The organism is Pseudomonas sp. HMSC057H01, from assembly GCF_001836405.1.
GTDB classification, from domain to species: Bacteria; Pseudomonadota; Gammaproteobacteria; order Pseudomonadales; family Pseudomonadaceae; genus Pseudomonas; species Pseudomonas aeruginosa.
The window spans coordinates 34,904-55,989 of the sequence record NZ_KV828413.1; the positions used below are offsets into that span (position 1 = coordinate 34,904).

The 21,086-nt window shown below is 68.7% G+C and carries 23 protein-coding genes; 5 read left to right on the forward strand and 18 right to left on the reverse strand.

Annotation, left to right across the window (positions count from 1 at the left end):
* Positions 1 to 31: 31 nt before the first annotated feature.
* Positions 32 to 571, reverse strand: coding sequence for a helix-turn-helix domain-containing protein (locus tag HMPREF2581_RS06665; protein WP_003112674.1), 540 nt, complete (start codon positions 569 to 571; stop codon positions 32 to 34).
* Between the two features lie 154 nt (positions 572 to 725).
* Between HMPREF2581_RS06665 and HMPREF2581_RS06670 the strand changes: the two genes are divergently transcribed.
* A complete protein-coding gene (locus HMPREF2581_RS06670) occupies positions 726 to 1,508 on the forward strand; it encodes an aldolase (RefSeq protein ID WP_003084054.1) in 783 nt (260 codons plus the stop codon).
* Positions 1,509 to 1,567: 59 nt separating this feature from the next.
* Positions 1,568 to 2,449: a dihydrodipicolinate synthase family protein gene (locus tag HMPREF2581_RS06675; RefSeq protein ID WP_003110235.1), complete on the forward strand. Its 882-nt coding sequence runs from the start codon at positions 1,568 to 1,570 to the stop codon at positions 2,447 to 2,449.
* A gap of 77 nt (positions 2,450 to 2,526) precedes the next feature.
* On the opposite strand, the gene HMPREF2581_RS06680 is transcribed toward HMPREF2581_RS06675, so the two are convergent.
* The 4 genes from HMPREF2581_RS06680 to HMPREF2581_RS06695 all read right to left on the reverse strand — a co-directional run bounded on the left by HMPREF2581_RS06680 (position 2,527) and on the right by HMPREF2581_RS06695 (position 8,143).
* The gene (locus HMPREF2581_RS06680) at positions 2,527 to 3,585 is read right to left on the reverse strand and encodes an ABC transporter substrate-binding protein (RefSeq protein ID WP_003137100.1); all 1,059 of its coding nucleotides are present in this window, start codon (positions 3,583 to 3,585) and stop codon (positions 2,527 to 2,529) included.
* 163 nt (positions 3,586 to 3,748) lie between these two features.
* Entirely contained in the window at positions 3,749 to 5,131 is a 1,383-nt protein-coding gene (locus HMPREF2581_RS06685) for an aspartate aminotransferase family protein (RefSeq protein WP_003101901.1), read from the reverse strand.
* A gap of 30 nt (positions 5,132 to 5,161) precedes the next feature.
* Positions 5,162 to 6,595 carry an APC family permease gene (locus HMPREF2581_RS06690; RefSeq protein WP_003084045.1) on the reverse strand — a complete coding sequence of 478 codons (1,434 nt, stop codon included), beginning with the start codon at positions 6,593 to 6,595 and terminating at the stop codon, positions 5,162 to 5,164.
* Positions 6,596 to 6,652: 57 nt separating this feature from the next.
* Positions 6,653 to 8,143 (reverse strand): aldehyde dehydrogenase, encoded by a 1,491-nt coding sequence (locus tag HMPREF2581_RS06695; RefSeq protein ID WP_003084042.1) that lies wholly within the window; start codon positions 8,141 to 8,143, stop codon positions 6,653 to 6,655.
* A 350-nt stretch (positions 8,144 to 8,493) separates the two neighbouring features.
* On the opposite strand from HMPREF2581_RS06695, the gene HMPREF2581_RS06700 reads away from it, so the two are divergent.
* Together HMPREF2581_RS06700 and HMPREF2581_RS06705 are read left to right on the forward strand one after the other, a co-directional pair.
* Positions 8,494 to 9,414 (forward strand): LysR substrate-binding domain-containing protein, encoded by a 921-nt coding sequence (locus tag HMPREF2581_RS06700; RefSeq protein ID WP_003084035.1) that lies wholly within the window; start codon positions 8,494 to 8,496, stop codon positions 9,412 to 9,414.
* Between the two features lie 328 nt (positions 9,415 to 9,742).
* Complete coding sequence (locus HMPREF2581_RS06705) at positions 9,743 to 10,672, forward strand: LysR family transcriptional regulator (protein WP_003084019.1); 930 nt, start codon at positions 9,743 to 9,745, stop codon at positions 10,670 to 10,672.
* 84 nt (positions 10,673 to 10,756) lie between these two features.
* Here HMPREF2581_RS06705 and madM read toward each other — a convergent pair whose 3' ends face one another.
* From madM to HMPREF2581_RS06755, 10 genes are all read right to left on the reverse strand, one after another.
* On the reverse strand, positions 10,757 to 11,521 hold the full coding sequence (gene madM, locus HMPREF2581_RS06710; protein ID WP_003084016.1) for a malonate transporter subunit MadM: 765 nt from the start codon (positions 11,519 to 11,521) through the stop codon (positions 10,757 to 10,759).
* A 5-nt stretch (positions 11,522 to 11,526) separates the two neighbouring features.
* Positions 11,527 to 11,931 carry a malonate transporter subunit MadL gene (madL, locus tag HMPREF2581_RS06715; protein ID WP_003110240.1) on the reverse strand — a complete coding sequence of 135 codons (405 nt, stop codon included), beginning with the start codon at positions 11,929 to 11,931 and terminating at the stop codon, positions 11,527 to 11,529.
* A gap of 56 nt (positions 11,932 to 11,987) precedes the next feature.
* Positions 11,988 to 12,920, reverse strand: a complete 933-nt coding sequence (gene mdcH / locus HMPREF2581_RS06720) for a malonate decarboxylase subunit epsilon (protein ID WP_003137098.1) — start codon at positions 12,918 to 12,920, stop codon at positions 11,988 to 11,990.
* Complete coding sequence (locus tag HMPREF2581_RS06725; RefSeq protein WP_003137096.1) at positions 12,917 to 13,609, reverse strand: malonate decarboxylase holo-ACP synthase; 693 nt, start codon at positions 13,607 to 13,609, stop codon at positions 12,917 to 12,919. Before HMPREF2581_RS06725 ends, mdcH begins: the two co-directional genes overlap by 4 nt.
* Before the next feature lie 15 nt (positions 13,610 to 13,624).
* Positions 13,625 to 14,431, reverse strand: a complete 807-nt coding sequence (gene mdcE / locus HMPREF2581_RS06730) for a biotin-independent malonate decarboxylase subunit gamma (RefSeq protein ID WP_003137094.1) — start codon at positions 14,429 to 14,431, stop codon at positions 13,625 to 13,627.
* Positions 14,428 to 15,291 carry a biotin-independent malonate decarboxylase subunit beta gene (locus HMPREF2581_RS06735; RefSeq protein ID WP_003084003.1) on the reverse strand — a complete coding sequence of 288 codons (864 nt, stop codon included), beginning with the start codon at positions 15,289 to 15,291 and terminating at the stop codon, positions 14,428 to 14,430. Before HMPREF2581_RS06735 ends, mdcE begins: the two co-directional genes overlap by 4 nt.
* Positions 15,284 to 15,583 carry a malonate decarboxylase subunit delta gene (locus HMPREF2581_RS06740; protein ID WP_003084001.1) on the reverse strand — a complete coding sequence of 100 codons (300 nt, stop codon included), beginning with the start codon at positions 15,581 to 15,583 and terminating at the stop codon, positions 15,284 to 15,286. The genes HMPREF2581_RS06735 and HMPREF2581_RS06740 overlap by 8 nt, the downstream gene beginning before the upstream one ends.
* 1 nt (position 15,584) lies before the next feature.
* Positions 15,585 to 16,466: a triphosphoribosyl-dephospho-CoA synthase gene (locus HMPREF2581_RS06745; protein WP_003137092.1), complete on the reverse strand. Its 882-nt coding sequence runs from the start codon at positions 16,464 to 16,466 to the stop codon at positions 15,585 to 15,587.
* Positions 16,466 to 18,130 (reverse strand): malonate decarboxylase subunit alpha, encoded by a 1,665-nt coding sequence (mdcA, locus tag HMPREF2581_RS06750; protein WP_003083990.1) that lies wholly within the window; start codon positions 18,128 to 18,130, stop codon positions 16,466 to 16,468. Before mdcA ends, HMPREF2581_RS06745 begins: the two co-directional genes overlap by 1 nt.
* Before the next feature lie 110 nt (positions 18,131 to 18,240).
* Positions 18,241 to 18,822, reverse strand: a complete 582-nt coding sequence (locus HMPREF2581_RS06755; RefSeq protein WP_003106176.1) for an alpha/beta hydrolase — start codon at positions 18,820 to 18,822, stop codon at positions 18,241 to 18,243.
* Positions 18,823 to 19,037: 215 nt separating this feature from the next.
* On the opposite strand from HMPREF2581_RS06755, the gene HMPREF2581_RS06760 reads away from it, so the two are divergent.
* Complete coding sequence (locus tag HMPREF2581_RS06760) at positions 19,038 to 19,250, forward strand: DUF3079 domain-containing protein (protein ID WP_003111981.1); 213 nt, start codon at positions 19,038 to 19,040, stop codon at positions 19,248 to 19,250.
* A gap of 180 nt (positions 19,251 to 19,430) precedes the next feature.
* Here the strand turns inward: HMPREF2581_RS06760 and HMPREF2581_RS06765 are convergent, their stop codons facing one another.
* From HMPREF2581_RS06765 to HMPREF2581_RS06775, 3 genes are all read right to left on the reverse strand, one after another.
* Positions 19,431 to 19,832, reverse strand: coding sequence for an ExbD/TolR family protein (locus HMPREF2581_RS06765; RefSeq protein ID WP_003106175.1), 402 nt, complete (start codon positions 19,830 to 19,832; stop codon positions 19,431 to 19,433).
* Position 19,833: 1 nt separating this feature from the next.
* Positions 19,834 to 20,553 (reverse strand): MotA/TolQ/ExbB proton channel family protein, encoded by a 720-nt coding sequence (locus tag HMPREF2581_RS06770; RefSeq protein WP_003083979.1) that lies wholly within the window; start codon positions 20,551 to 20,553, stop codon positions 19,834 to 19,836.
* A gap of 28 nt (positions 20,554 to 20,581) precedes the next feature.
* Positions 20,582 to 21,086: energy transducer TonB (locus tag HMPREF2581_RS06775; protein WP_139181891.1), on the reverse strand; the 505-nt coding region annotated here is incomplete at its 5' end.

Consider the following 21,086-nt stretch of genomic DNA (forward strand, 5'->3'; position numbering starts at 1 on the left):
AGCAAGCATCCGATCGACCGAAGCCGTCGCCTCATTCGTCGCTGTGGATCACCACCAGCAATTCCGCCTGGGTCTCCCCCAGGGAGCGGATGCGGTGCGGCTTCTGTGCGTTGAAATGCAGGGCGTCGCCGCGCTCGAGGATGATCCGCTGGTTCATGAAGTCGACCTCGACCTGGCCCTCATGGACGAAGATGAACTCTTCGCCGAGGTGCTCCTTGAACGTCGAGTGACTGAAATCGCGCGGCGGGTGGACGATGAACGGCAACAGCGCGCGGGCGCCGATCTGCTGCGCGAGGGAGGCGTAGGCCGGGCCGTCGTCGCCGCTGGACAGCGACTTGCGCTGGTCGCGACGAACGATGCTGTAGCCGTCGACACCGTCGCTTTCCTCGGAGAACAGCTCCTCCACCTGCACGTTCAACGCCTTCGCCAGCTTCAGCGCGGCGGCAATGGACGGCGTGTTCAGCCCGCGCTCGACCTTGGACAGGTAGCTCTTGGTCAGGCCGGTCTTCTCGGCCAGGGTCTCCAGCGTGACCCCGAGTTTTTTTCTCAGCAATTTCAAGCGCATGGACATTGAGGACAGCCTTCTCCCGATGGCGATGAAACTTTTCTCTTGCTAATGACACTTTGTGTCATATAACTTGATCCGTGTCATTTACAGCCGGGTCGTTGCGTGGCGCGCAACTGCCTGGCGTTTCCCCCGACTCGCTCCGTCAAAGGAACCTCGCATGGCTACGACACTGGAATTACCCAAGGATCAACTGATCCAGCACGCGCTGAAGCAGATGAAAAGCAGCCTCGGCGATAATACGTGGACTGACCGGCAAAAGCTGGCCCTGACCTGCCGGATTCTCTTCGAGGCCGGCCACGACTCCGGGCTCGCCGGGCAGATCACCTCGCGCGGCCCGGAGGCGGGGACCTACTACACCCAGCAACTGGGCCTGGGCTTCGACGAGATCAGCGCCGGCAACCTGCTACTGGTCGACGAAGACCTCAACGTCCTCCACGGGCACGGCATGGCGAATCCGGCCAATCGCTTCCACAGCTGGGTCTACCGCGCCCGCCCGGACGTCAATTGCATCATCCATACCCACCCGCTGCACATCGCCGCGCTGTCGACCCTGGAAGTACCGCTGCAGGTCTCGCACATGGACCTTTGCCCGCTATACGACGACTGCGCCTTCCTCAAGGACTGGCCGGGCGTGCCGGTAGGCAACGAGGAAGGCGAGATCATCTCCGCCGCCCTCGGCGACAAGCGCGCCATCCTGCTCTCCCACCACGGCCTGCTGGCCACCGGTGCGAGCATCGAGGAGGCCTGCGTGATCGCGGTGCTGCTCGAGCGCGCGGCGAAGATGCAGTTGCTGGCGATGGCCGCTGGGGAGATCAAGCCGATCCCGCCGGCCCTGGCGCGCGAGGCCCACGACTGGATCTCCACCCCGAAGCGCCACGGCGCCGCATTCAACTACTACGCCCGGCGCTGCCTGCCGCGCAACAGCGACTGCCTGAGCTGAACGACCTTTCCCACCAGGTCCGTCCTGGCATTTCCCACTCAATGTCACGGGTACATCCAATGTCCGCATCCATCCACGGCATCATCGGCTACACCATCACCCCCTTCGCCGCCGACGGCGGTCTCGACCTGCCGGCCCTCGGCCGCTCCATCGAGCGCCTGATCGACGGCGGCGTGCATGCCATCGCCCCGCTCGGCAGCACCGGCGAAGGCGCCTACCTGAGCGATCCGGAATGGGACGAGGTGGTCGACTTCACCCTGAAGACCGTCGCCCATCGCGTGCCGACCATCGTCAGCGTCTCCGACCTGACCACCGCCAAGACCGTGCGCCGCGCGCAGTTCGCCGAATCCCTCGGCGCCGAGGCGGTGATGGTCCTGCCGATCTCCTACTGGAAGCTCAACGAGGCGGAAGTGTTCCAGCACTACCGCGCGGTGGGCGAAGCCATCGGCGTGCCGGTGATGCTCTACAACAACCCGGGCACCAGCGGCATCGACATGTCGGTGGAACTGATCCTGCGCATCGTCCGCGAAGTGGACAACGTGACCATGGTCAAGGAGAGCACCGGCGACATCCAGCGCATGCACAAGCTGCGCCTGCTCGGCGAAGGCCGGGTGCCCTTCTACAACGGCTGCAACCCGCTGGCGCTGGAGGCCTTCGTGGCCGGCGCGAAAGGCTGGTGCAGCGCCGCGCCGAACCTGATCCCGACGCTCAACGGCCAGCTCTACCAGGCGGTGCTCGACGGCGACCTGGAGAAGGCCCGCACGCTGTTCTACCGGCAGTTGCCGCTGCTCGACTTCATCCTCCGCCGGGGCCTGCCGACCACCATCAAGGCCGGCCTGGGCCTCTCCGGCCTGGAGGTGGGGGCGCCGCGCCTTCCGGTGCAGGCGCTGGATACCGAGGGCTGTCGGTATCTGCAGGGGTTGTTGGAAGAGCTGCGCTGATCACCCCGTCAGCGCTTTGACCCGACGGGCCCGGACGACTTGGGGCCCGTCGTTTTTTTTGCCGACGCGCAGCGCGCTCAGCGCGCCGCCCAGGCATTGAAACGCTGTTCCAGCTCCTCGCCGTGGTCCACCCAGAACTCGGCATCCACCGCCCGCGCGCCTTCGAGGTTGGCCGGCGCGGTCGGCAGCGCCTCCTGCACCGTCTTCGGCAGCAACGCCAGGGTGCCCTTGTGTACCGGCCCGTAGGGGATCTGCTCGGAGAACACCTTCTGCGTCTGCGGCTGGCTGACGAAGGCGATGAATTTCTCCGCCAGCGCCTTGTTCGGCGTGCCCTTCACTACCGCCCAGTACTCCGGATCGTAGAGACTGCCGGGCCAGACGATGGCCAGTTTCACCCCCTCCTTCTGCGCAGCGGCGATGCGCCCGTTGTAGGCCGCGCTCATCACCACGTCGCCGGCCGCCAGCCATTGCGGCGGCTGGGCGCCGGCCTCCCACCACTGGATGTTCGGCTTGAGCTGGTCGAGCTTGGCGAAGGCGCGGCTGACCCCCTCCGGGGTGGCGAGTACCTTGTAGAGGTCCTCCGCCTTCACCCCGTCGGCCAGCAGCGCCACTTCCAGGGTGTACTTGGCGCCCTTGCGCAGGCCGCGCTTGCCGGGGAACTCGCGGACGTTCCAGAAATCCGCCCAGGACTGCGGCGCCCTGGCCAGCTTCGTCGAGTCGTAGGCCATCACCATCGACCAGACGTAGGTGGCCACCCCGCACTCGCTGAAAGTGCCGGGGACGAACTGCGCGGGGTCGCCGAAACGCGCCGGGTCGAGGCGTTCGAACAGCCCCTCGTCGCAGCCGCGGAGCAGTTCGGGGCTCTCCACCTCGACCACGTCCCAGCTGACCTTGCCGACGTCGACCATGGCCTTCACCTTGGCCATTTCGCCGTTGTATTCGCCGGCGACCACCTGCCCGCCGCCGCTTCGCTCGAAGGGTTTGAAATAGGCCTGCTCCTGGGCGGCCTTGGTCGCGCCGCCGAAGGAGATCACCGTCAGGCTCTGGCTCTGCGCCTGGGCCGCCGCGGCGAACGCCAGGCCGAACAGGGACAACCGGGAAAACACGTGTGCGTACTGGTGCAAGGACTTGTACATGGAACACTCCCACAGCCGATTGGCATTGTTGTGATGTTGCTGAGGCAGTTGCCGGCCAGAGGCCGAAACGGTTCCGCGCGCGGTCGCCAGGCGCCGCGTCGTCGTTATGGGGGGACGCTCCGTGTCGCAGGCGACCCGGCCGAGGCCGGGCCACCGGGGCGCGTCAGAGCACGCCGATCTCGCGCGCGGTGCGATCCACCGCGATACGGGTCTTGTCGATCAGTTCGTCGATCTCGGCACGCCCGGCCACCAGCGCCGGGGCCATGATCATGCGGCCGAGGGTGGAGCGGATGATCACGCCCTCCTCGAAGCCGATGGTGCGGCAGCGCCAGGCCAGATCGTTCTCGTTGGCGAAGCGCTTGCGGGTCGCCTTGTCCTCGGCGAACTGCAGCGCGGCGACGAAGCCGGCGCCCTGGACCTCGCCGACCAGCGGATGGTCGCCGAAGACCTCGCGCAGGCAGCGTTGCAGGTAGGGTCCGGTCTCCTCCCTGACCCGCGTGACCACGCCCTCGTCGCGCAGCGCCTTGAGGTTGGCGATGGCCACCGCCGCCGCCACCGGGTGGCCGGAATAGGTCAGGCCGTGGGCGAACACCCCACCCTGCTCCACCAGCACCTCGGCGATGCGCTTGCCGAGTACCAGGCCGCCCATGGGGATGTAGCCGGACGTCAGGCCCTTGGCGATGGACAGGGTGTCCGGCTGGAAGCCGAAGTGTTCGTGGGCGAACCATTCGCCGGTGCGGCCGAAGCCGCCGATCACTTCGTCGGCGCACAGCAGCACGTCGTACTGCCGGCAGATGCGCTGGATCTCCGGCCAATAGCTTTGCGGCGGGAAGATCATGCCGCCGGCGCCCTGGAAGGGCTCGGCGACGAAGGCGGCGACGTTCTCCGCGCCCAGTTCGAGGATCTTCTCCTCCAGTTGCAGCGCCGCGCGGCGACCGAACTCGGCCGGGCTCAGCTCGCCGCCGTTGGCGTACCAGTAGGGTTCGTCGATGTGGGCGAAGTCCGGCAGCATGCCGCCCATCTCGTGCATGAACTTCATCCCGCCGAGCGCGGTGCTGCCCAGGGTCGAGCCGTGGTAGCCGTTCCAGCGGCCGATCATGATCTTCTTCTGCGGCTTGCCGAGGATCTGCCAGTAGCGCCGCACGGTACGGATCAGCACCTCGTTGGCCTCGGAGCCGGAGTTGGTGTAGATCGCGTGGCTGTAGTGGTCCGGCAGCAGGCTGAAGAGCATCTCGGAAAGCTCCACCACCGCCGGGTGGGTGGTGTGGAAGAACATGTTGTAGTACGGCAGTTGTTCCAGCTGGCGGCTGGCGGCGGCGGCGAGGTCCTGGCGGCCGTAGCCGAGGTTGGTGCACCAGAGGCCGGACATGCCGTCCAGGTAGCGCTTGCCGTCGTTGTCCCAGAGCTGCAGGCCATCGCCGCGGACCATCACCCGCGGGCCTTCGCGGTTCAGCGCCTTCTGGTCGAGGAAGGCGTGGATGTGGTGCGCGGCGTCCAGTTGCTGGTAGTCGCGGGTGTCGCGCTGCGGGTTGAGCTGAGCGGTCATCGTCTGTGTTCTCCTTGTTCCCTTGGCGCGTCAGGCCGAAGGGGATTGCAGGGGATCGAGGGCGACGGACTTGCCCTGGGCAGTCTCACCGGCCGTCTCGAGCGGTTCGGGTACGAAGAGGGGCTTGCGCATCACGCCCTTGATCCACACCACCGCCACCAGCGAGACCACGCCCAGCACCACGCCGGCGCTGGCGAAGATCCGTCCGGTCATTTCCGGGGTCGGCGAGACGTGGACCACCGCGTAGATCATCCCGGCGATGCCGAACAGTTGCGGCAGCGGGTAGAACGGCGTGCGGAACGGACGGGCGATGTGCGGATAGCGACGGCGCAGGGCCAGCACGTCGACGTGGGCGATGATGTAGGCCAGCAGCCAGGCCAGCGCGGCGGCGAGCAGCAGCAGGTTGATCGAGTCCGGGTCCTGGCCGAGGATCAGGATCGGCAGGCCGGTGATCGCGGCGACGAACAGCACCGCCACCCAGGGCGTGCGCGCCCGCCGGCTGAGCTGCTTGAATTGCGGGAAGGCCTGACCGTTCTGCGCCATCCCGTAGAGCATCCGCGGGATCGCCGCCAGCGACGAGTTGAGGGTGCTGCAGGTGGCGGTGATCGCGGCGATCACCAGGAACAGCTGGCCGTACTCGCCGAACACGCGGTTGGCGAAGAGGAAGTGCGGCAGCGGGTCGCCGGCCAGTTCCGCCTGCGGGATGCACAGCAGCGCACCGAAGCAGTAGAGGGCGATGGTCAGGAAGATGATGCTCAGGCCGAGGATCATCGAACGCGGGATATTGCGCTCCGGACGCCGCGTCTCCTCCACCAGCGGGCAGACGAACTCGGCGCCGACGAAGCCCCACACGGCCATCGCGGTGAGCGCCAGGGCGCTTACCCCGAGCGGGTTCCAGCCGCTCGCCAGGGCAGTCTGCGCGGAAGCGTGGTCACTGCTCACCGCACCCAGGCCGAGCACCAGCAGGACGATCATCATCAGCAGCGCCAGGGCGCTCTGCAGGCGCGCGAAGATGTCGATGCCGAGCAGGTTGAGCAGGGTGAACAGGCCGAGCACGCCGTAGGCCACCAGCATCGGCGGCAGCGCGCCGGGGTAGACCTTGCCGATGATCAGGTCGAGCAGCAGCAGTTCCGCCGAGAGGGCGAACATCGCCACCACCACGTAGCCGGAAAAGGTCGCCAGGATCGCCGGGAAATGCCCGATGGCCACCTCGGTGTAGCTGCTAAGGCTACCGGCGCGGGGAATCATCAGGGCCAGTTCGGAAAAGGAAAAGGCGTAGCTCAGCGCCAGCAGGTAGGCCACTCCCAGCGGCACGATGAAGCCCAGGCCGGCCGTCCCGGCACCTTGCAGCATCAGTACCATCACGCCCTGGGAAACCACCAGGCCGATGGCCACCGCCAGCAGCGGTCCCAGCCCGAGCACGCGGCGCAGGGCCGGCTCACGCACGTTCGGCGTGTCGTTCATTCGATCGTCCTCTTGTTGTCGTTATCGGCATCGAGTCGTGTCGCGTCCGTCGCGTCTTCAGCGCAACTGGAACCAGGTCGTCTTCAACTGGGTGTACTTGTCGAAGGAATGCAGCGACAGGTCGCGACCGAAGCCGGACTGCTTACCGCCGCCGAAAGGCACCGCGACGTCCAGCGCGTCCACGGTATTCACCGACACCGTTCCGGCATTCAAGCGCCGCGCCACCCGGTGCGCACGGTGCAGGTCGTCGCTCCACAGCGAGGCGGCGAGGCCGTAGCGGCTGTCGTTGGCCAGGCGGATGGCCTCGTCCTCGGAGTCGAAGGCGCTGATCGCCAGCACCGGACCGAAGATTTCCTCGCGGGCCAGCTGCATGTCCGGGCGTACGTCGCCGAACAGGGTCGGTTCGATGAAGTTGTCCGAACCGTTGATCGTCAACTGGCGGCCACCGCCGAGCAGGGTCGCGCCCTCGCCTTGCGCCCGCTCGATGGCGGCGAGAATCCCGGCGGTCTGCCGGCGGTCGACGATGGCGCCGGCGCGGCTGGCCGGGTCCAGCGGATCGCCCGGCTGCCAGTCGCGGGCCTTGGCCAGCAGGCGCTCGACGAACTCGTCGTGGATCGAACGCTCCACCAGCAAGCGCGAGTTCGCCGAACAGACCTCGCCCTGGTTGAAGAAAATGCCGAAGGCGGCCTTTTCCGCCGCCAGGTCAAGATCGCGGCAATCGGCGAACACCAGGTTCGGACTCTTGCCGCCGCACTCCAGCCAGACCTGCTTGAGGTTGGATTGCGCGGAATACTGCATGAAGTACTTGCCGACCTCGGTGGAGCCGGTGAACACCAGTGCGTCCACCTCCGGGTGCAGGCCGAGGGCCTTGCCGGCCTGCTCGCCGAGGCCCGGCACCACGTTCAGCACGCCTTCCGGCACCCCCGCCTCCAGGGCCAGCTCGGCCAGGCGCAGGGCGGAGAACGGCGACTGCTCGGCCGGCTTGAGCACCACCGAGTTGCCGGCGGCCAGGGCCGGGGCGAGCTTCCAGGCGGCCATGTCGAGCGGGAAGTTCCACGGCACCACCGCGCCGATCACCCCCAGCGGCACGCGGGTAATGGTGGCCAGGGCCTGCTGGGCGGTCGGCGCGACCTGGTCGTAGAGCTTGTCGAGGCTTTCCGCATACCAGGCGAAGACGTGGGCGGCGCCGGGCACATCGATGTTCCAGGCGTCCATCACCGGCTTGCCCATGTTCAGCGAGTCGAGCAGCGCCAGCTCTTCGCGATGGGCCAGCATCAGCTCGGCCAGGCGCAGCAGCACGCGCTTGCGCTCGACCGGGGCGAGACGCGCCCAGGGGCCTTCGTCGAAGGCGCGGCGGGCGGCGGCCACTGCCGCGTCGACGTCGGCCGCATCGCAGGCCGCGACCCGCGCCAGCAGGCGATTGCTCGCCGGATCGATGGCGTCGAAGGTAGCGCCGCTGGCGGCCGGACGCTGGCGGCCGCCGATCAGGGCCTGGTCGATGAAGCGCTGTGTCGCGGCGCGCCGTTGCCAATCGCTGAGTTCGAACACCCCACCTTCTCCTTGTTATCTCGCCGGTCTGCGCCGGTCGTGGTTCTGCACGCATGGCCCGGACCGCCGGGAGGCGGACCGCTGTCCATGGGGTCGATGGGGAAGGATGGTCGCGCAAGCCGCGGCGAAGGAAAATTATTAAAAATGTCCTCGGGACATAAGAAAAAGCTGGCCAGGCGTGCCCCGGCAAAGTGCGTCGTGCTGGGTTATCGTGCAGGCGGGCAATCGTCGTCGCGGCCAGCGCCGCGACGCTCGGCAGCGGCCTGCAACTTGCTTGCAGCGCGGCGGACACAACAATCGAGGCGCGCACGCCCGGCCCGGGGAGGATGATGCGCCGATGAGGTCTTGCAGTGGCGTCCTATACCTTGCGGCAACTCAAGTATTTCGTGACCACCGTGGAATGCGGCAGCGTGGCCGAGGCCTCGCGCAAGCTGTACATCGCCCAGCCGTCGATCTCCACGGCGGTGAAGGGTCTGGAGGAAAGCTTCGGCGTGCAGCTGTTCATCCGCCACCACGCCCAGGGCGTGTCGCTGACCCCCGCCGGCGCGCGCTTCTACCGCAAGGCCCAGGAGCTGCTGCGGATGGCCCACGAGTTCGAGCAGAACGCCCTGGCCGACAACGACGTGATCGCCGGGCAGATCGACATCGGCTGCTTCGAGACGGTCGCCCCGCTCTACCTGCCGGGCCTGATCGCCGGCTTTCGCCAGGCCTATCCGGGGGTGGAGATCCGCATCCGCGACGGCGAGCAGCAGGAACTGGTGCAAGGCCTCACCTCGGGGCGCTTCGACCTGGCCTTCCTCTACGAGCACGACCTCGACTCGACCATCGAGACCGAGCCGCTGATGCCGCCGCAACGACCCCACGCGCTGCTCCCCGAAGGCCACCGCTTCGCCGGGCAGGCGCAAGTGTCGCTGCGCGACCTGTGCCTGGAACCGATGATCCTGCTCGACGTGCAGCCCAGCCGCACCTATTTCGTCAGCCTGTTCGAGGAACTCGGCCTGACGCCGAACATCGCCTTCAGCTCGCCGTCCATCGAGATGGTGCGCGGCATGGTCGGCCAGGGCTTCGGCTTCTCCCTGCTGGTCACCCGCCCGCATTCGGAATGCACCTACGACGGCAAGAAGGTGGTCATGGTCGACCTCGCCGAGCCGGTGTCCACCTCCGGGCTCGCCGCCGCCTGGCTGAAACGCGCGCAACTGACCAAGCCGGCACGATTGTTCGTCGACTACTGCCGGGAGCAACTGGGCAAGCTTGCCGAGCGCCGGCACTGACCCTCAGCTTTCCGACATTCCAAGAGGAACTTTCTTTCTGACAAAGACGAATCCGATGACTGTGGCAAAAAGCCTCCGTTGCTAGGGTGGCCGGCGCTCCGGACCACCCCGGTCCGGCGCACCATCCGCTCCATCCGCTGAGTTCCGTTAGCCTATCGGCGGCTCAGGCTGCCGAAGCGGGATTCCATCCGGTCAGTGCAACTCCGCCTTCCCCAAGGCGTTTCCAGGCCGTCATGCTCCGCCACGCGCTAGGACATGACGGCCCTTTTTACCCCTCCCGCGCCGTCTCAGGCACAATCCCCCGACGCCACCGGCCAGGGGAACGCGGATGCTGATCGACGAAGAAATCACCCTCAAGAAGCTGGAAACCTTCCTCGCCTTCATGCGCACCGGCAACCTGGCGCGCGCGGCGGCGGAACTGGGCACCAGCAACGTCAGCGTGCACCGCGCCATCCACTCGCTGGAAAGCGCCCTGCGCTGCCCGCTGTTCAAGCACGAGGGACGCAACCTGACCCCGCTGGAAAGCGCCTACGTGCTCGAGGAGCGCGCGCAGAAGCTGGTCCAGGAGGTACTCGACACGGTGCGCCTGACCCGCGAGGCGGCCGGCTTCTCCGCCGAGCGCTTCAAGCTCGGCGCGCTCTATTCGCTGACGGTGAAGACCGTGCCGCAACTGATCATGGGCCTCAAGCTGCGACGCAGCGCGCTGAATATCGACCTGATCCTCGGCTCCAACGTCGACCTGTTCTACCAGCTGAAGAACATGGAGCTGGACGCCATCCTGGTGTCGCTCAACGACAGCGTCAGCGATCCCGACTGCGAGCACCTGCCGCTGTTCTCCGATGACATCTTCCTCGCCGTGCCGGTGGACTCGCCCTACGCCAGGCTCGCCGAGATCGATCTCAGCACCCTGCGCGACACGCCCTTCGTCACGCTCACCCAGGGCTTCGCCACCCATCAGGACGGCACCCGGGTGTTCCAGCAGGCCGGTTTCGAACCGCAGATCGCCATGCAGGTGAACGACATCTTCACCCTCCTCAGCATGGTCAGCTCGGGGGTCGGCCATGCGCTGCTGCCCAAACGCATCGAGGCGGTCTACGAGAACCGCGTGCGGCTGATCCCGCTGCAACCGCGCTATCGCCTGCAGCAGCACATCGGCGTGGTGTTCCTCAAGGCCAAGGAGCGCGACCCGAACCTGCTGGCGTTGCTCGCGGAGTGCCGGATGTACAGCCTGCGCCTGGAGCAGGAGGCGGCGGGATAGCGGACGGAAGTCCACATTACCGCTGGCCCGCTGACCTCTCCCCAACCCTCGCCCTTCAGGGAGAGGGTGCCCGGACGAGCCCGCTCACCCAACCAGGCCGCGCACGCTGAAATACAGCAGCGACGGCCCCAGCAGGCAACCGATGGCGGTATAGAACGCCGCGGTCAGGCAACCGTAGGGCACCAGCTTCGGGTCGGTGGCGGCGAGGCCGCCGGCGACGCCACTGGAGGTGCCCATGAGACCACCGAAGATCACCGCCGTACGTGGATTGTTCAGGCCGATGTAGGGCGCGACGAAAGGCGTCAGGACCATCACCAGGATCGCCTTCACCAGCCCGGCGGCGATGCTCAGCGCCATCACCTCGGAGCTGGCCCCCAGGGCGGCGCCGGTCACCGGTCCGACGATGTAGGTGACCGCGCCGGCGCCGATGGTGGTCAGGCTGACCGCATCGGTGTAGCCGAACGCCATGGCCACCGCGACCCCGGCGACGAACGACGAACCGACCCCGAGGAACAGCGACACCACCCCGGAAACCCCTGCCCGACGCAATTCCTCGACATTCACCCCGAAGGCCGTGGCGACGATGGCGAAGTCGCGCAGCATGGCGCCGCCCAGCAGGCCGATACCGGACATCAGGGGCACGTCCACCAATCCTTTCTGCCCGCCGGTGGCGACGCCGCCGACGTAGGACAGCACCAGGCCGAGGAAGATCGCGATCGCCGAGCCGTGCAGGCGCCCGCGGGTGAGGCGCGCCGACAACCAGTAGGACACCGCCATGGTCACGCCGATGATGGCGAAGCCGCTGATCAGGCCGTAGCCATTGATGACTTTGTTCAGGGACTCGAACATGGCGCTCACCCCTGCACGCTGGTGCGCGGTTTCAACGGCGGGGCGCCTTCGGCTTTCTTCCGGCCGAAGCGGTCGAGCAGCGGGACCAGGGCGAAGGCCACGGCGACCGCGGCGATGCCGGCGAGGATAGCGGCCGGCCCGCCGCTCAGCGCGCCGAGGACGTTCTGCTGGGCGGCCATGGCGACCACGATGGGAATGTAGACCGCGCTCCAGAACTCCACGCCCTGCTCGGTCTTCGCCGAGAGCAGGCCGCGCTTGCCCAGGTAGCCGCCGACGAAGATCAGCAGCAGCATGGCGATGCCGACGCCACCGACGTTGGCCGGCACGCCGAGCAGCACGCCAAGGATCTCGCCGATGAACAGCCCGGCGAGGGTACACAGAGACAGCAGTGCGACACCGTAGATAATCATTATTGTTGTCCTCGGTTGCGGATCGATGTTGTTGTTTTTATGCCTCGAACGAACGCTTATCGGGTTCTCTTTTCCTCCTCGCGCAACAGCGCGTCCAGGGTATCCGCCCGGGAGCCTTCGAAGGCCGGCGTGGCGCAGCCGAACAGAGGCCGCGCCAGACCGCTGAGGACCCGTCCCGGCGGCAGCTCGAGATGCAGGCGGGCACCGCGCTCGTAGGCGCTGCGCAATGTCGCCAGCCACTCGACGCGGCGCGCCATGTTGCCGGCGAGATCGTCGGCCAGCGCGGCCGGTTCGGCGACCAGGCGCGCCCGGCTGCTGCTCAGGTAGGGCACGCGCGGCCGACGCAGGCGGACACCGGCGAACGCTTCGGCCAGGCGCGCGGCCGGTTCGTCGAGCAGCGCACAGTGCGACGGTACGCTCACCGCCAGGCGCTTCGCCGCGCTGGCGCCGGCGGCACGCGCGCGTTCGGCGAGGGCGGCCAGCGCCGCTTCGCTGCCGGCCACCACCAGTTGCCGCTCGGCGTTGACGTTGGCCAGGTAGAGCGGCGGGTGCTCGCGCCGCACCATCAGGATCAGCGCATCCAGTTGCGCCTGGTCGAGACCGAGGATGGCGCTCATCCCGTAGCCCTCGGGCCAGGCGGCCTGCATCAGTTCGCCGCGCAGCGCCACCAGACGCAGCGCGTCGTCGAAGTCCAGCGCGCCGGCCACCACCGCCGCCGGATAGGCGCCGATGGACAGCCCGGCGACCAGCCCCGGCCGATGCCCGCGCGTCTCCAGCAGGCGGCTGGCGGCGACCCCGGCGATCAGCAGGCACAACTGCACCGCGCGGGTGCCGCGCAAGGCCTCGGCGCTCTCCAGTTCGGCCGGCGCCTGGCCGAGACAGTCCGCCGCCTGCTCCAGGCAGGCGCGCACCGGCGGTTCGTCGGGCAAGGCCGCGAGCATGCCGGGACGTTGGGCGCCCTGGCCGGGATAGGCGAACAGCACGCTCATGCCTCGACCTCCGCGACCCGCCAGGGGTCTTCCAGCAACAGCGGCGCCTCGCTGCCTTTCGCCAGCACCCGGGGCCGACCCTCGGCCCATTCGCGCAGGGCCACGCCACCCGCCGGGGTCTGCAATTGCAGGTCGATCCGGCAGGGACACTGCTCGAAGCGTTGCAGCAGGCGCAGCGCGTCATCGCGCGGGAACGGGCGCGGGGTGCGCAGCAGCAGGTCGAGGTCGCTGTCCGGATGCAGCACGGCGACCCCGCTGGCCAGCTCGAAACCGGCGCCGCCGGTCACGCCCCAGGCCAGTCCCAGCGCGTTCAGCGGCGCACGCAGGTCGCGCAAGGCACGCCAGGCCGGCAGATCGCGCAGCATCGCCGGCTCGCGCTGGCCCAGCGCTTCCGGGCGCAAGCGCCAGGTGATTGCCGCCAACGGCATCCAGCCGGCCCAGCGCTGCTCCCGCACCAGGCCGCGCACGCCGATGGCCACCCGCGCAGGATCTGCCGGCGCACGGCGCACCACCACCGGCCAGCCGGCCTTCAGTGCCGCGCAGACCCAGGCCGGAGCATTCTCCGGCAAATGCGCCGGCGCCATGCCCAGGAGCAGGTCATGGGGTTCCGGCCCTGCCCTGCGGCGCATCGGATCAGGAGCGAGCCGTCGCCGGCTGGAGCCCCGCTGTGAGCTGTTCGCGATGACCACGGCTCGCTCCTGAATTCACCACTGCTCGCGCAGCAGCCGGCGCACCTGCGCCGACGCCTCGCGGTTGGCCGCGCCGAGGCGGCCGCCGAGGTCGCGCGGGCCGCCGAGGATATCGGCCAGGGCCTCGCCCAGGCAGGTGCGGACCCGCACCAGGTCCGCCGTCGACGGCACCTCGACGGTCTCCACCGGAAGGGTCCTCCAGAGCAGGCCGAGCGACGCGTAGCTGTCGATGTCGTAGGCCATCGGCGGCACCTTCGCCGCCAACGCCTCCAGTTCCTCGACGCTGCGCAGGGTGATCCGCGCGGCGGCGGCCTTGCCCATGGCGTGGACCATCACCCCCGGATCGTGCAAGGCGATCAGGCGGTTGGCCTGGTAGCCGTGGGCGAGGAACGCACCGGACATCGCCTTGCCCACCAGCAGGCCGATCAGCGGATGCCCGGCGAGTCGGGCGCGGGCGTAGGCATCCACCGCCCCGGCCAGCGCCTGGTGGATACCCAGGGCCTCCTCGCGGCGGCCGTAGGCCTGGCTCGGCACGTCGACGATGGCCAGCAGCGCGCGCTTGCGCGGCGCCTCGCGGTCGGCCTCCAGCGCCTCGTCGACGGCGGCGGCCAGGCCCCAGCCCTCGAGCAGCCCGACCTCGCCCTGGCGAGCGCGCGGGAACGGATTGTCGGGATCGGGCACGACGGCCAGGAAACGCACCGGGTAGCCGTCCAGCTCGGCATCGGCGACGCGCAACGAAGCAGGATCGCCGGGACGCGGCGCGAGGCTACCGGCCAGCGCCTGGAACCAGGCCAGGCCACGGGAAGTGAACGGTTGGCTCATGTTGCATCTCCTTGGCCCAGCCCCTGGTACAGCCGGCGCACGCCGGCGGCATCCGGTTGCTCGGCGGTATCGAGGTCGCCCAGCCGCCGCAGGTAATCCTCGGCGCGGCGGCAGCGCGGCCGTGCCGGCAGGCCCTTGGCGAAATACGCGAGTACCGAGGTGCGTACCTCATCGAGGTCGTCGGCCAGGTAGGCGTCGGCGAGACCGCTGGCGAAGCGCTGCTCGCCGCCGGTGAGGCTCCAGATGAACGGCCGGTCGCGCGAGTCGTATTCAGCGATGCCGGCCTCCTGTTCGATCACCTGCGGACCGTTCAATCCGAGGCGCGCCTCGCGGGTCACCAGCACGTAGCTGCACAGCCCGGCGGCGATGGACATGCCGCCGAAGCAGCCGACCGGCCCGGCGATCACCGCCACCACCGGCTGGTAGCGCTGCAGATCGACGATGGCCGCCTGGATCTCGGCGATCGCCGCCAGTCCGAGGTTGGCTTCCTGCAGGCGCACGCCACCGGTTTCCAGCAACAGCAGGGCCCGGGTCGGAACGCCGTTGCGGTTGTCCTCGGCGGCCAGCTCCAGCGCGCCGGCGATCTTCGCTCCGCTGACCTCGCCAAGGCTGCCGCCCTGGAAGGCACCTTCGATGGCGGCGAGCACCGCCGGCTGGCCGTCGAGCAGGCCACGGGCGACCACTACCCCATCGTCGGCCTGGGGCACGATGCCCTGTCGTTCCAGCCAGGGTGACTGCACGCCGGCGAAGGGATCGAGCAACTCGCGGAAGCTGCCCGCGTCGAGCAGGGCACGGGCGCGTTGGCGCGCTCCCAGTTCGGTGAAGCTGCGCAGCGCCAGCAGGCGGGCGACGTCAGTCATGGCCAGCCTCCTCCAGTGCCTGCTCCAGGCGCAGGCGGACCACCCCGGGAGTGGCGCCGAAATCGTGGATGCGGATCGACGCGGCCGGCGCCGTGGACGCCGCGAAGACCCGCGCGAAGAGTTGTTGCCAGCGCGGGCCGCTGCCGTTTACCGAGGTCACCACCTGGATGCTCAGCGCGCCTCCGGCGGCCGGCTCGAGCAGCACCTCCAGGTCGCCGGAGCCGACGCAGCCGGCCAGGGCGCGACCGCGCGCCGGAGCGCCGGCGGGAAATTCGAAGGTCAGGGTTTCCATCTCAGAGACTCCCAGCCCACCCACCGGACACGGCGGGCAGGCGATCGAGGAAAAGACAGGCGGCCAGCAGGTCGGCGGCGCCGCCGGGCGAAGCGTTCAGCGCCAGCAGGCGGCGGTCCAGCTCGCACAGGCGGCGACGCCCGGCGAGACTGGCGCTGCCGCCGGCGGCGAGCACCGCGCGGGCGCCATCCTGCATCGCGGCGAGGCCGACGCGGCCGGCGCGGTGCAGCACGCAGGTATCGTCGAGGACGCTCATGATCGCCAGCAGCGCATCGAGCCTGGCGTTCTGCTCGCCAGCGCCGCCTTCGCGGCTGCGCCATAGCTGCGGCAGGCCGTGGCGCACTGCGCGGGGGAAGCCGAGACGCGCCTCCTCGCGGGCGCCGCCGACGCCGTAGCGCCGACGGACGCGCTCGCCGTGGCTGTCGCCGATGGCGGCCGCCGGATCGTCGAGCAGGGCGATGCGTCCTGCGCGCGCGGCCACTTCGCCGGCCTGCGTGCGGCGCGGTTCGAGAGCGGCGGCCGCGACCAGCAGGCCGAGCGCCCAGATCGCTCCGCGATGGGTGTTCACGCCTTCGGTGGTACGCAGCATCGCCGCCTCGCCGTCGCGCCCCAGTTGGCCAAGGACGCCGCGCAGGCGCGCATCGATGCGCCCATGCCGCTGGGCGGCGTCGGCCATTTCCTTGAAACACGGCCACAGGCTCAGCGCCGAGGCCTGCATCAGGCCCAGGTGCAGGTCGGCATGCGCGCCATTGCCGCGACGGTCCACCAGGGCCGGTTTGGGCGACAGTTCGGCTTCGTCGATGAGGGCGTCCACCGCCAGGTCGGCCAGGCATTCGCCGAGGTCGGCGCGCAGCGTCGCCGCGAGGTTCGCGATGGCGTTCATCACCAGCTCCTGAAACGCGCCGGCGGCTGGTACAGCCCGCCGGACCACTCGACCAGCTCGGCGATGCTCTTCGCCGCCAGCAGCTCGCGCGAGGCGTCGGTGCGGCGGATGCCGAGGTCCTCGGGCAGCGCGATCAGCCCTTCGCGGCGCATCCGCTGGGTCTCGCGCGGATCGTGGCGCAGGCCGATCGGACTGATCCCCGCCACCGCGGCGATCATCGCCTGGCGTTCCTCCAGCGAGCGCGCCTTGTACAGGTAGGCGATGCCTTCCTCGGTGAGCACATGGGTGACGTCGTCGCCATAGATCATCACCGGCGCCAGCGGCATGCCGGTCTGGCGCGCCACCTCCAGCGCGTCGAGACGCTCGACGAAGGTCGGCTTGCCGCCGTCCTGGAAGGTCTCGACCATCTGCACCACCAGCTTCCTGCCGCGCTCCAGCAAGGCCTCGGGTTCGCCCCGCATGTCCAGCCAGGCCGCCGTCGAGTGGCGCCGGCCGCGCGGGTCGTGGCCCATGTTCGGGGCGCCGCCGAAGCCGGCCAGGCGTCCGCGGGTGACGGTGGAGGAATGGCCGTCGCCGTCGACCTGGAGGGTGGCGCCGATGAACAGGTCTACCGCGTACTGCCCGGCCAGTTGGCAGAACATCCGATTGGAACGCAGCGAGCCGTCGCGACCGGTGAAGAACACGTCGGGACGCTGGGCGATGTAGCCCTCCATGCCCAGCTCGGTGCCGAAGCAGTGCACGCTCTCGACCCAGCCGCTCTCGATGGCGGGGATAAGGGTCGGGTGCGGGTTGAGGGTCCAGTGCCGGCAGATCTTGCCCTTCAGGCCGAGGGACTCGCCGTAGGTCGGCAGGATCAGCTCGATGGCCGCGGTGTTGAAGCCGATGCCGTGGTTCAGCGACTGCACGTTGTGCCGCTGGTAGATGCCGCGGATCGCCATCATCGCCATCAGCACGTGGACCGGCTTGATGTGGCGCGGGTCGCGGGTGAACAGCGGCTCGATGTAGAACGGCTGGTCGGCCTCGACCACGAAGTCCACCCAGGACGCCGGGATGTCCACTCGCGGCAGGTCGCGCGGGTCGTCGACGATACGGTTGACCTGGACGATGACGATGCCGTCGCTGAACGCGGTGGGCTCCACCAGCGCCGGGGTGTCTTCGGTGCTCGGCCCGGTGTACACGTTGCCTTCGCGGTCGGCGACGAAACCGGCGACCAGTGCGACGTTGGGGATCAGGTCGACCACCAGCCGCGCGTACAGCTCGATGTAGGTGTGGATCGCGCCGATCTCCAGCAGGCCGTCTTCGAGCAACTGGCCGATGCGCAGGCTCTGCGGGCCGGAGAAGGAGAAGTCGAGCTTGCGCGCGATGCCCAGTTCGAACAGGTCGAGATGCTCCGGACGACCGACGCTGGGCATGATCATGTGCAGGTCGTGCAGCTTGCCGGGATCGACCCGCGCCAGCGAACGGGAGAGGAAGTCCGCCTGCTTCTGGTTGTTGCCTTCCAGCACCACCCGATCGCCCGGCGCGATCAGCGCCTCCAGCGCGGCGACCAGGCGTTCGCGCGGCAGCACCGCGCCGTCGGCCAGGCCGCGCACGCGCTCGAGGCGCCGCTGCTTTTCCTGGCGGCGCCGCGACCACTGCGGCGGGGGAGAGATCGGTGTCGTCATGTCGGCTCCAGGTTTCACGCTGTCGTGAGGAGCCACGTTAGGCAGGCCGCCAGGCCTGTTCAATCAAGCCGGGCGACGAACCGTTACGCCAAGGTTAACGATCTGGAGGATCAGGCGCGGCGACGGGCCTGGCTGTCGATCAGGTACTGCAAGCGGAACAGGTGACGGTAGCCGGCCTCCCAGGCGCCGTGGCCGGACTTCACGTTGATGTGCCCGGCCTCGGGCAGGATCACCGTCTCCGCGCCCCAGGCGCGGGCCAGGTGCATGGCGCGCTGCGGGCTGCAGGCCTGGTCGTTGTCGGAACCCACCAGCACGCTGGGGAACGGCAACGGCTCGCGGCTGATCGGCGCGAAGTTGCGCAGCGCCTCGGCGCAGCTCTCGCGCTCGACGTCGGCCGGCGCCACCAGCAGGGCGCCGCGTACCTGGTCGCGCACCCGGCGCTCGGCCTGGGCCGCCCACAGCGCCACTGTCACACAACCCAGGCTGTGCGCGATCAGCACCACCGGCCCGGGCTGGCGGCGGATCTCGGCGTCCAGCTCGGCGATCCAGTCGGCGCGCAGCGGGGTGATCCAGTCCTGTTGCTCGACCCGTGAGGCATTGGGCAGCGCGCGCTGCCAGTGACTTTGCCAATGGGCGTCTTCCGAGCCGTACCAACCGGGCACCAACACATAACGGACGCGTTCGCTGTGCATGGAGATCCCTCCAGAAAAATTCATCACCAGGGAAGTGTAAGGGCGCAGTCTTTTTTCTCTAAGGAATAAAAAGCAATTTTAATATTCTATGAATTCATATGAGCCAATCGAGTTGATCCAGCGCAAGCCGAAGCCACTTTTCCGCGGCAACGCCTGGGCGACGCATGCCATCGGCGGTATACCTGAGCGCAGGCATCAGGTATCGGGACAGGATCATGGCCAAGAAATTTCCCCTCCATCCCAGCCACCCGGAGCGCATCTGCTGGGGTTGCGACCGCTATTGCTCGGCGGAATCTATGGGCTGCGGCAACGGCGCCAGCCGCACCCAGCATCCCAGCGAACTGTTCGGCGAGGACTGGGCCGGTGAATGGGAAGTCGAAGGAACGGAGGACGCCAAGGAGCAGGAGGCGCCGGCACGCCAGGCCTGAGCGCCCAGGCGTGGGGCGTGCAAGCGACGGGCACGATGCGCGATGCATTCGGAAGCCCGGCCTCGGCGGACACACCCGAGGAGCGTCCATCCGGAATAAAAAAGACCGCTCTCCCCTGCCCGGATCGGAGCGGTCGAAACCGTTGCCCGCCCGGCCTGCGCCGGACGGCGTGGATTCGCTTCAGCGTGCGGTGATCACTGCCAGCCTGGTGATCCCGGCGCGCTCGATGGAAGCCATGGCCTTCGCCACCTGGCCGTAGTTCACCCCTTCGTCGGCCTGCAACTGCACGCGGACCTCGGCGTCCTTCGCCTTGGCCGCGGCCAGGTTGCTCTCCAGCAGCTCCGGCTGGATCTCGTCCTTGTTGACGAACAGCTTGCCGGCGCCATCGATGCTCACCACCAGGGGATCCTTCTGCTCCGGCGGGGCCACCGATTCGGTCTTCGGCAGGTTGATCGGGATCGAGTTGGTCAGCAGCGGCGCGGTGACGATGAACACCACCAGCAGCACCAGCATCACGTCGACCAGCGGGGTGACGTTGATTTCGGAAAGGACTTCGTCGCTGTCCTGGGTCGAGAAGGCCATGTCAGGACGCCTCCTTCACGTTGCGCGAGGGGTTGCCGGCCTGGCGCGCGGCGGAGGGATGGACGATGACGCGGAACGCGCTCTTCTGCGCCAGGCTGTAGAAGTCGTGGGCGAAGTCGTCGAGGTCGGCGGCGGTCAGCTTCAGGCGCCGCAGGAAGTAGTTGTAGACCAGCACCGCCGGCACCGCGACGGCGATTCCCACGCCGGTGGCGATCAGCGCGCTGCCGATCGGCCCGGCCACGGTCTCCAGGCTCGCCGAGCCGGCCGCGCTGATCCCCTTGAGCGCCTCCATGATGCCCCAGACGGTGCCGAACAGACCGATGAAGGGCGAGGTCGAGCCGATCGAGGCGAGCACCGCCAGGCCCGACTCCAGAGAACGCCGCTCGCGCTGGATCTGCTGGCGCAGGGCGCGTTCGAGACGGTCCTGGTGGTTGATCGACTGGGCCAGGTCGGGCTGGCCGTTGTCCTGCACCTGGATCGCGGCGAAGCCGGCCTGGGCCACGCGGGCGCCGGCGCCCTGCTTGTCCTGCGCCTGCTCGCCAGCGGAGTCGAGGCTGGTGGCGCTCCAGAACTGCTTCTGGAACTGGCGGTCCTGGCGCTTCTGCCGGGCGAACTGCACGCCCTTGACCAGGGCCAGGCCCCAGGTGACCACGGAAAAGCCGACCAGCAGCCAGATGACGGCGCCTTCGACGGATTCGAGCGGGGTGGTTAACAGACTCATGACGGATGCTCCTCGTGACGCTGCAGATTCAGTTCAACTTGAAATCGATCGGTACGCTGACCCAGCCGTCCTCGGCCTTGTCGCCGCGCTTGGCGGGAACGAAGGACCAGCGCTTGACCGCTTTCACCGCGGCCTGGTCGAGGGCTTCGCGTCCGCTCGACTTCTGCACCTGGATCTCGCTCGGGCTGCCGCTGGCGAGGACATGCACCCGCAACAGCACGGTGCCCTCCCAGCCGCGGCGCATGGCCAGGGCGGGGTATTCCGGCGCCGGGTTGTGCAGGTAGCCGGCGTTCGCCGACGGCGGCGTCAACGGCGCCGGAGCAGCGGCCGGCGCCGGCGGGGCGGGTGGCGCGGCGGGTTGTGGCGGCGCGGGCGGAGCCGGCTCGACGGCCTTCGGCGCCGGCTTGGGCCGGGGTTGCGGCTTGGGCTTGGGTTTCGGCTTGGGCACCGGCTTCGGCGGCGGCGGCTTCACCGCGTTCTCGTCGACCACCGGCGGTGGCGGTTCCTCGACCACTGGCGGCAACGGCTCGGGC

What these genes read in the sequence shown, in the direction of transcription:
- HMPREF2581_RS06705 (WP_003084019.1), top strand. Translation starts at nt 9,743, where the DNA reads ATGCTGATCGACGAAGAAATCACCCTCAAGAAGCTGGAAACCTTCCTC.
- HMPREF2581_RS06690 (WP_003084045.1), bottom strand. Translation starts at nt 6,595, where the DNA reads ATGAACGACACGCCGAACGTGCGTGAGCCGGCCCTGCGCCGCGTGCTC.
- HMPREF2581_RS06665 (WP_003112674.1), bottom strand. Translation starts at nt 571, where the DNA reads ATGTCCATGCGCTTGAAATTGCTGAGAAAAAAACTCGGGGTCACGCTG.
- HMPREF2581_RS06735 (WP_003084003.1), bottom strand. Translation starts at nt 15,291, where the DNA reads ATGACTGACGTCGCCCGCCTGCTGGCGCTGCGCAGCTTCACCGAACTG.
- HMPREF2581_RS06670 (WP_003084054.1), top strand. Translation starts at nt 726, where the DNA reads ATGGCTACGACACTGGAATTACCCAAGGATCAACTGATCCAGCACGCG.
- HMPREF2581_RS06685 (WP_003101901.1), bottom strand. Translation starts at nt 5,131, where the DNA reads ATGACCGCTCAGCTCAACCCGCAGCGCGACACCCGCGACTACCAGCAA.
- mdcA (WP_003083990.1), bottom strand. Translation starts at nt 18,130, where the DNA reads ATGACGACACCGATCTCTCCCCCGCCGCAGTGGTCGCGGCGCCGCCAG.
- madL (WP_003110240.1), bottom strand. Translation starts at nt 11,931, where the DNA reads ATGATTATCTACGGTGTCGCACTGCTGTCTCTGTGTACCCTCGCCGGG.
- HMPREF2581_RS06765 (WP_003106175.1), bottom strand. Translation starts at nt 19,832, where the DNA reads ATGGCCTTCTCGACCCAGGACAGCGACGAAGTCCTTTCCGAAATCAAC.
- mdcE (WP_003137094.1), bottom strand. Translation starts at nt 14,431, where the DNA reads ATGAGCCAACCGTTCACTTCCCGTGGCCTGGCCTGGTTCCAGGCGCTG.
- HMPREF2581_RS06675 (WP_003110235.1), top strand. Translation starts at nt 1,568, where the DNA reads ATGTCCGCATCCATCCACGGCATCATCGGCTACACCATCACCCCCTTC.
- HMPREF2581_RS06680 (WP_003137100.1), bottom strand. Translation starts at nt 3,585, where the DNA reads ATGTACAAGTCCTTGCACCAGTACGCACACGTGTTTTCCCGGTTGTCC.
- madM (WP_003084016.1), bottom strand. Translation starts at nt 11,521, where the DNA reads ATGTTCGAGTCCCTGAACAAAGTCATCAATGGCTACGGCCTGATCAGC.
- HMPREF2581_RS06770 (WP_003083979.1), bottom strand. Translation starts at nt 20,553, where the DNA reads ATGAGTCTGTTAACCACCCCGCTCGAATCCGTCGAAGGCGCCGTCATC.
- HMPREF2581_RS06760 (WP_003111981.1), top strand. Translation starts at nt 19,038, where the DNA reads ATGGCCAAGAAATTTCCCCTCCATCCCAGCCACCCGGAGCGCATCTGC.
- HMPREF2581_RS06745 (WP_003137092.1), bottom strand. Translation starts at nt 16,466, where the DNA reads ATGAACGCCATCGCGAACCTCGCGGCGACGCTGCGCGCCGACCTCGGC.
- HMPREF2581_RS06755 (WP_003106176.1), bottom strand. Translation starts at nt 18,822, where the DNA reads ATGCACAGCGAACGCGTCCGTTATGTGTTGGTGCCCGGTTGGTACGGC.
- HMPREF2581_RS06740 (WP_003084001.1), bottom strand. Translation starts at nt 15,583, where the DNA reads ATGGAAACCCTGACCTTCGAATTTCCCGCCGGCGCTCCGGCGCGCGGT.
- mdcH (WP_003137098.1), bottom strand. Translation starts at nt 12,920, where the DNA reads ATGAGCGTGCTGTTCGCCTATCCCGGCCAGGGCGCCCAACGTCCCGGC.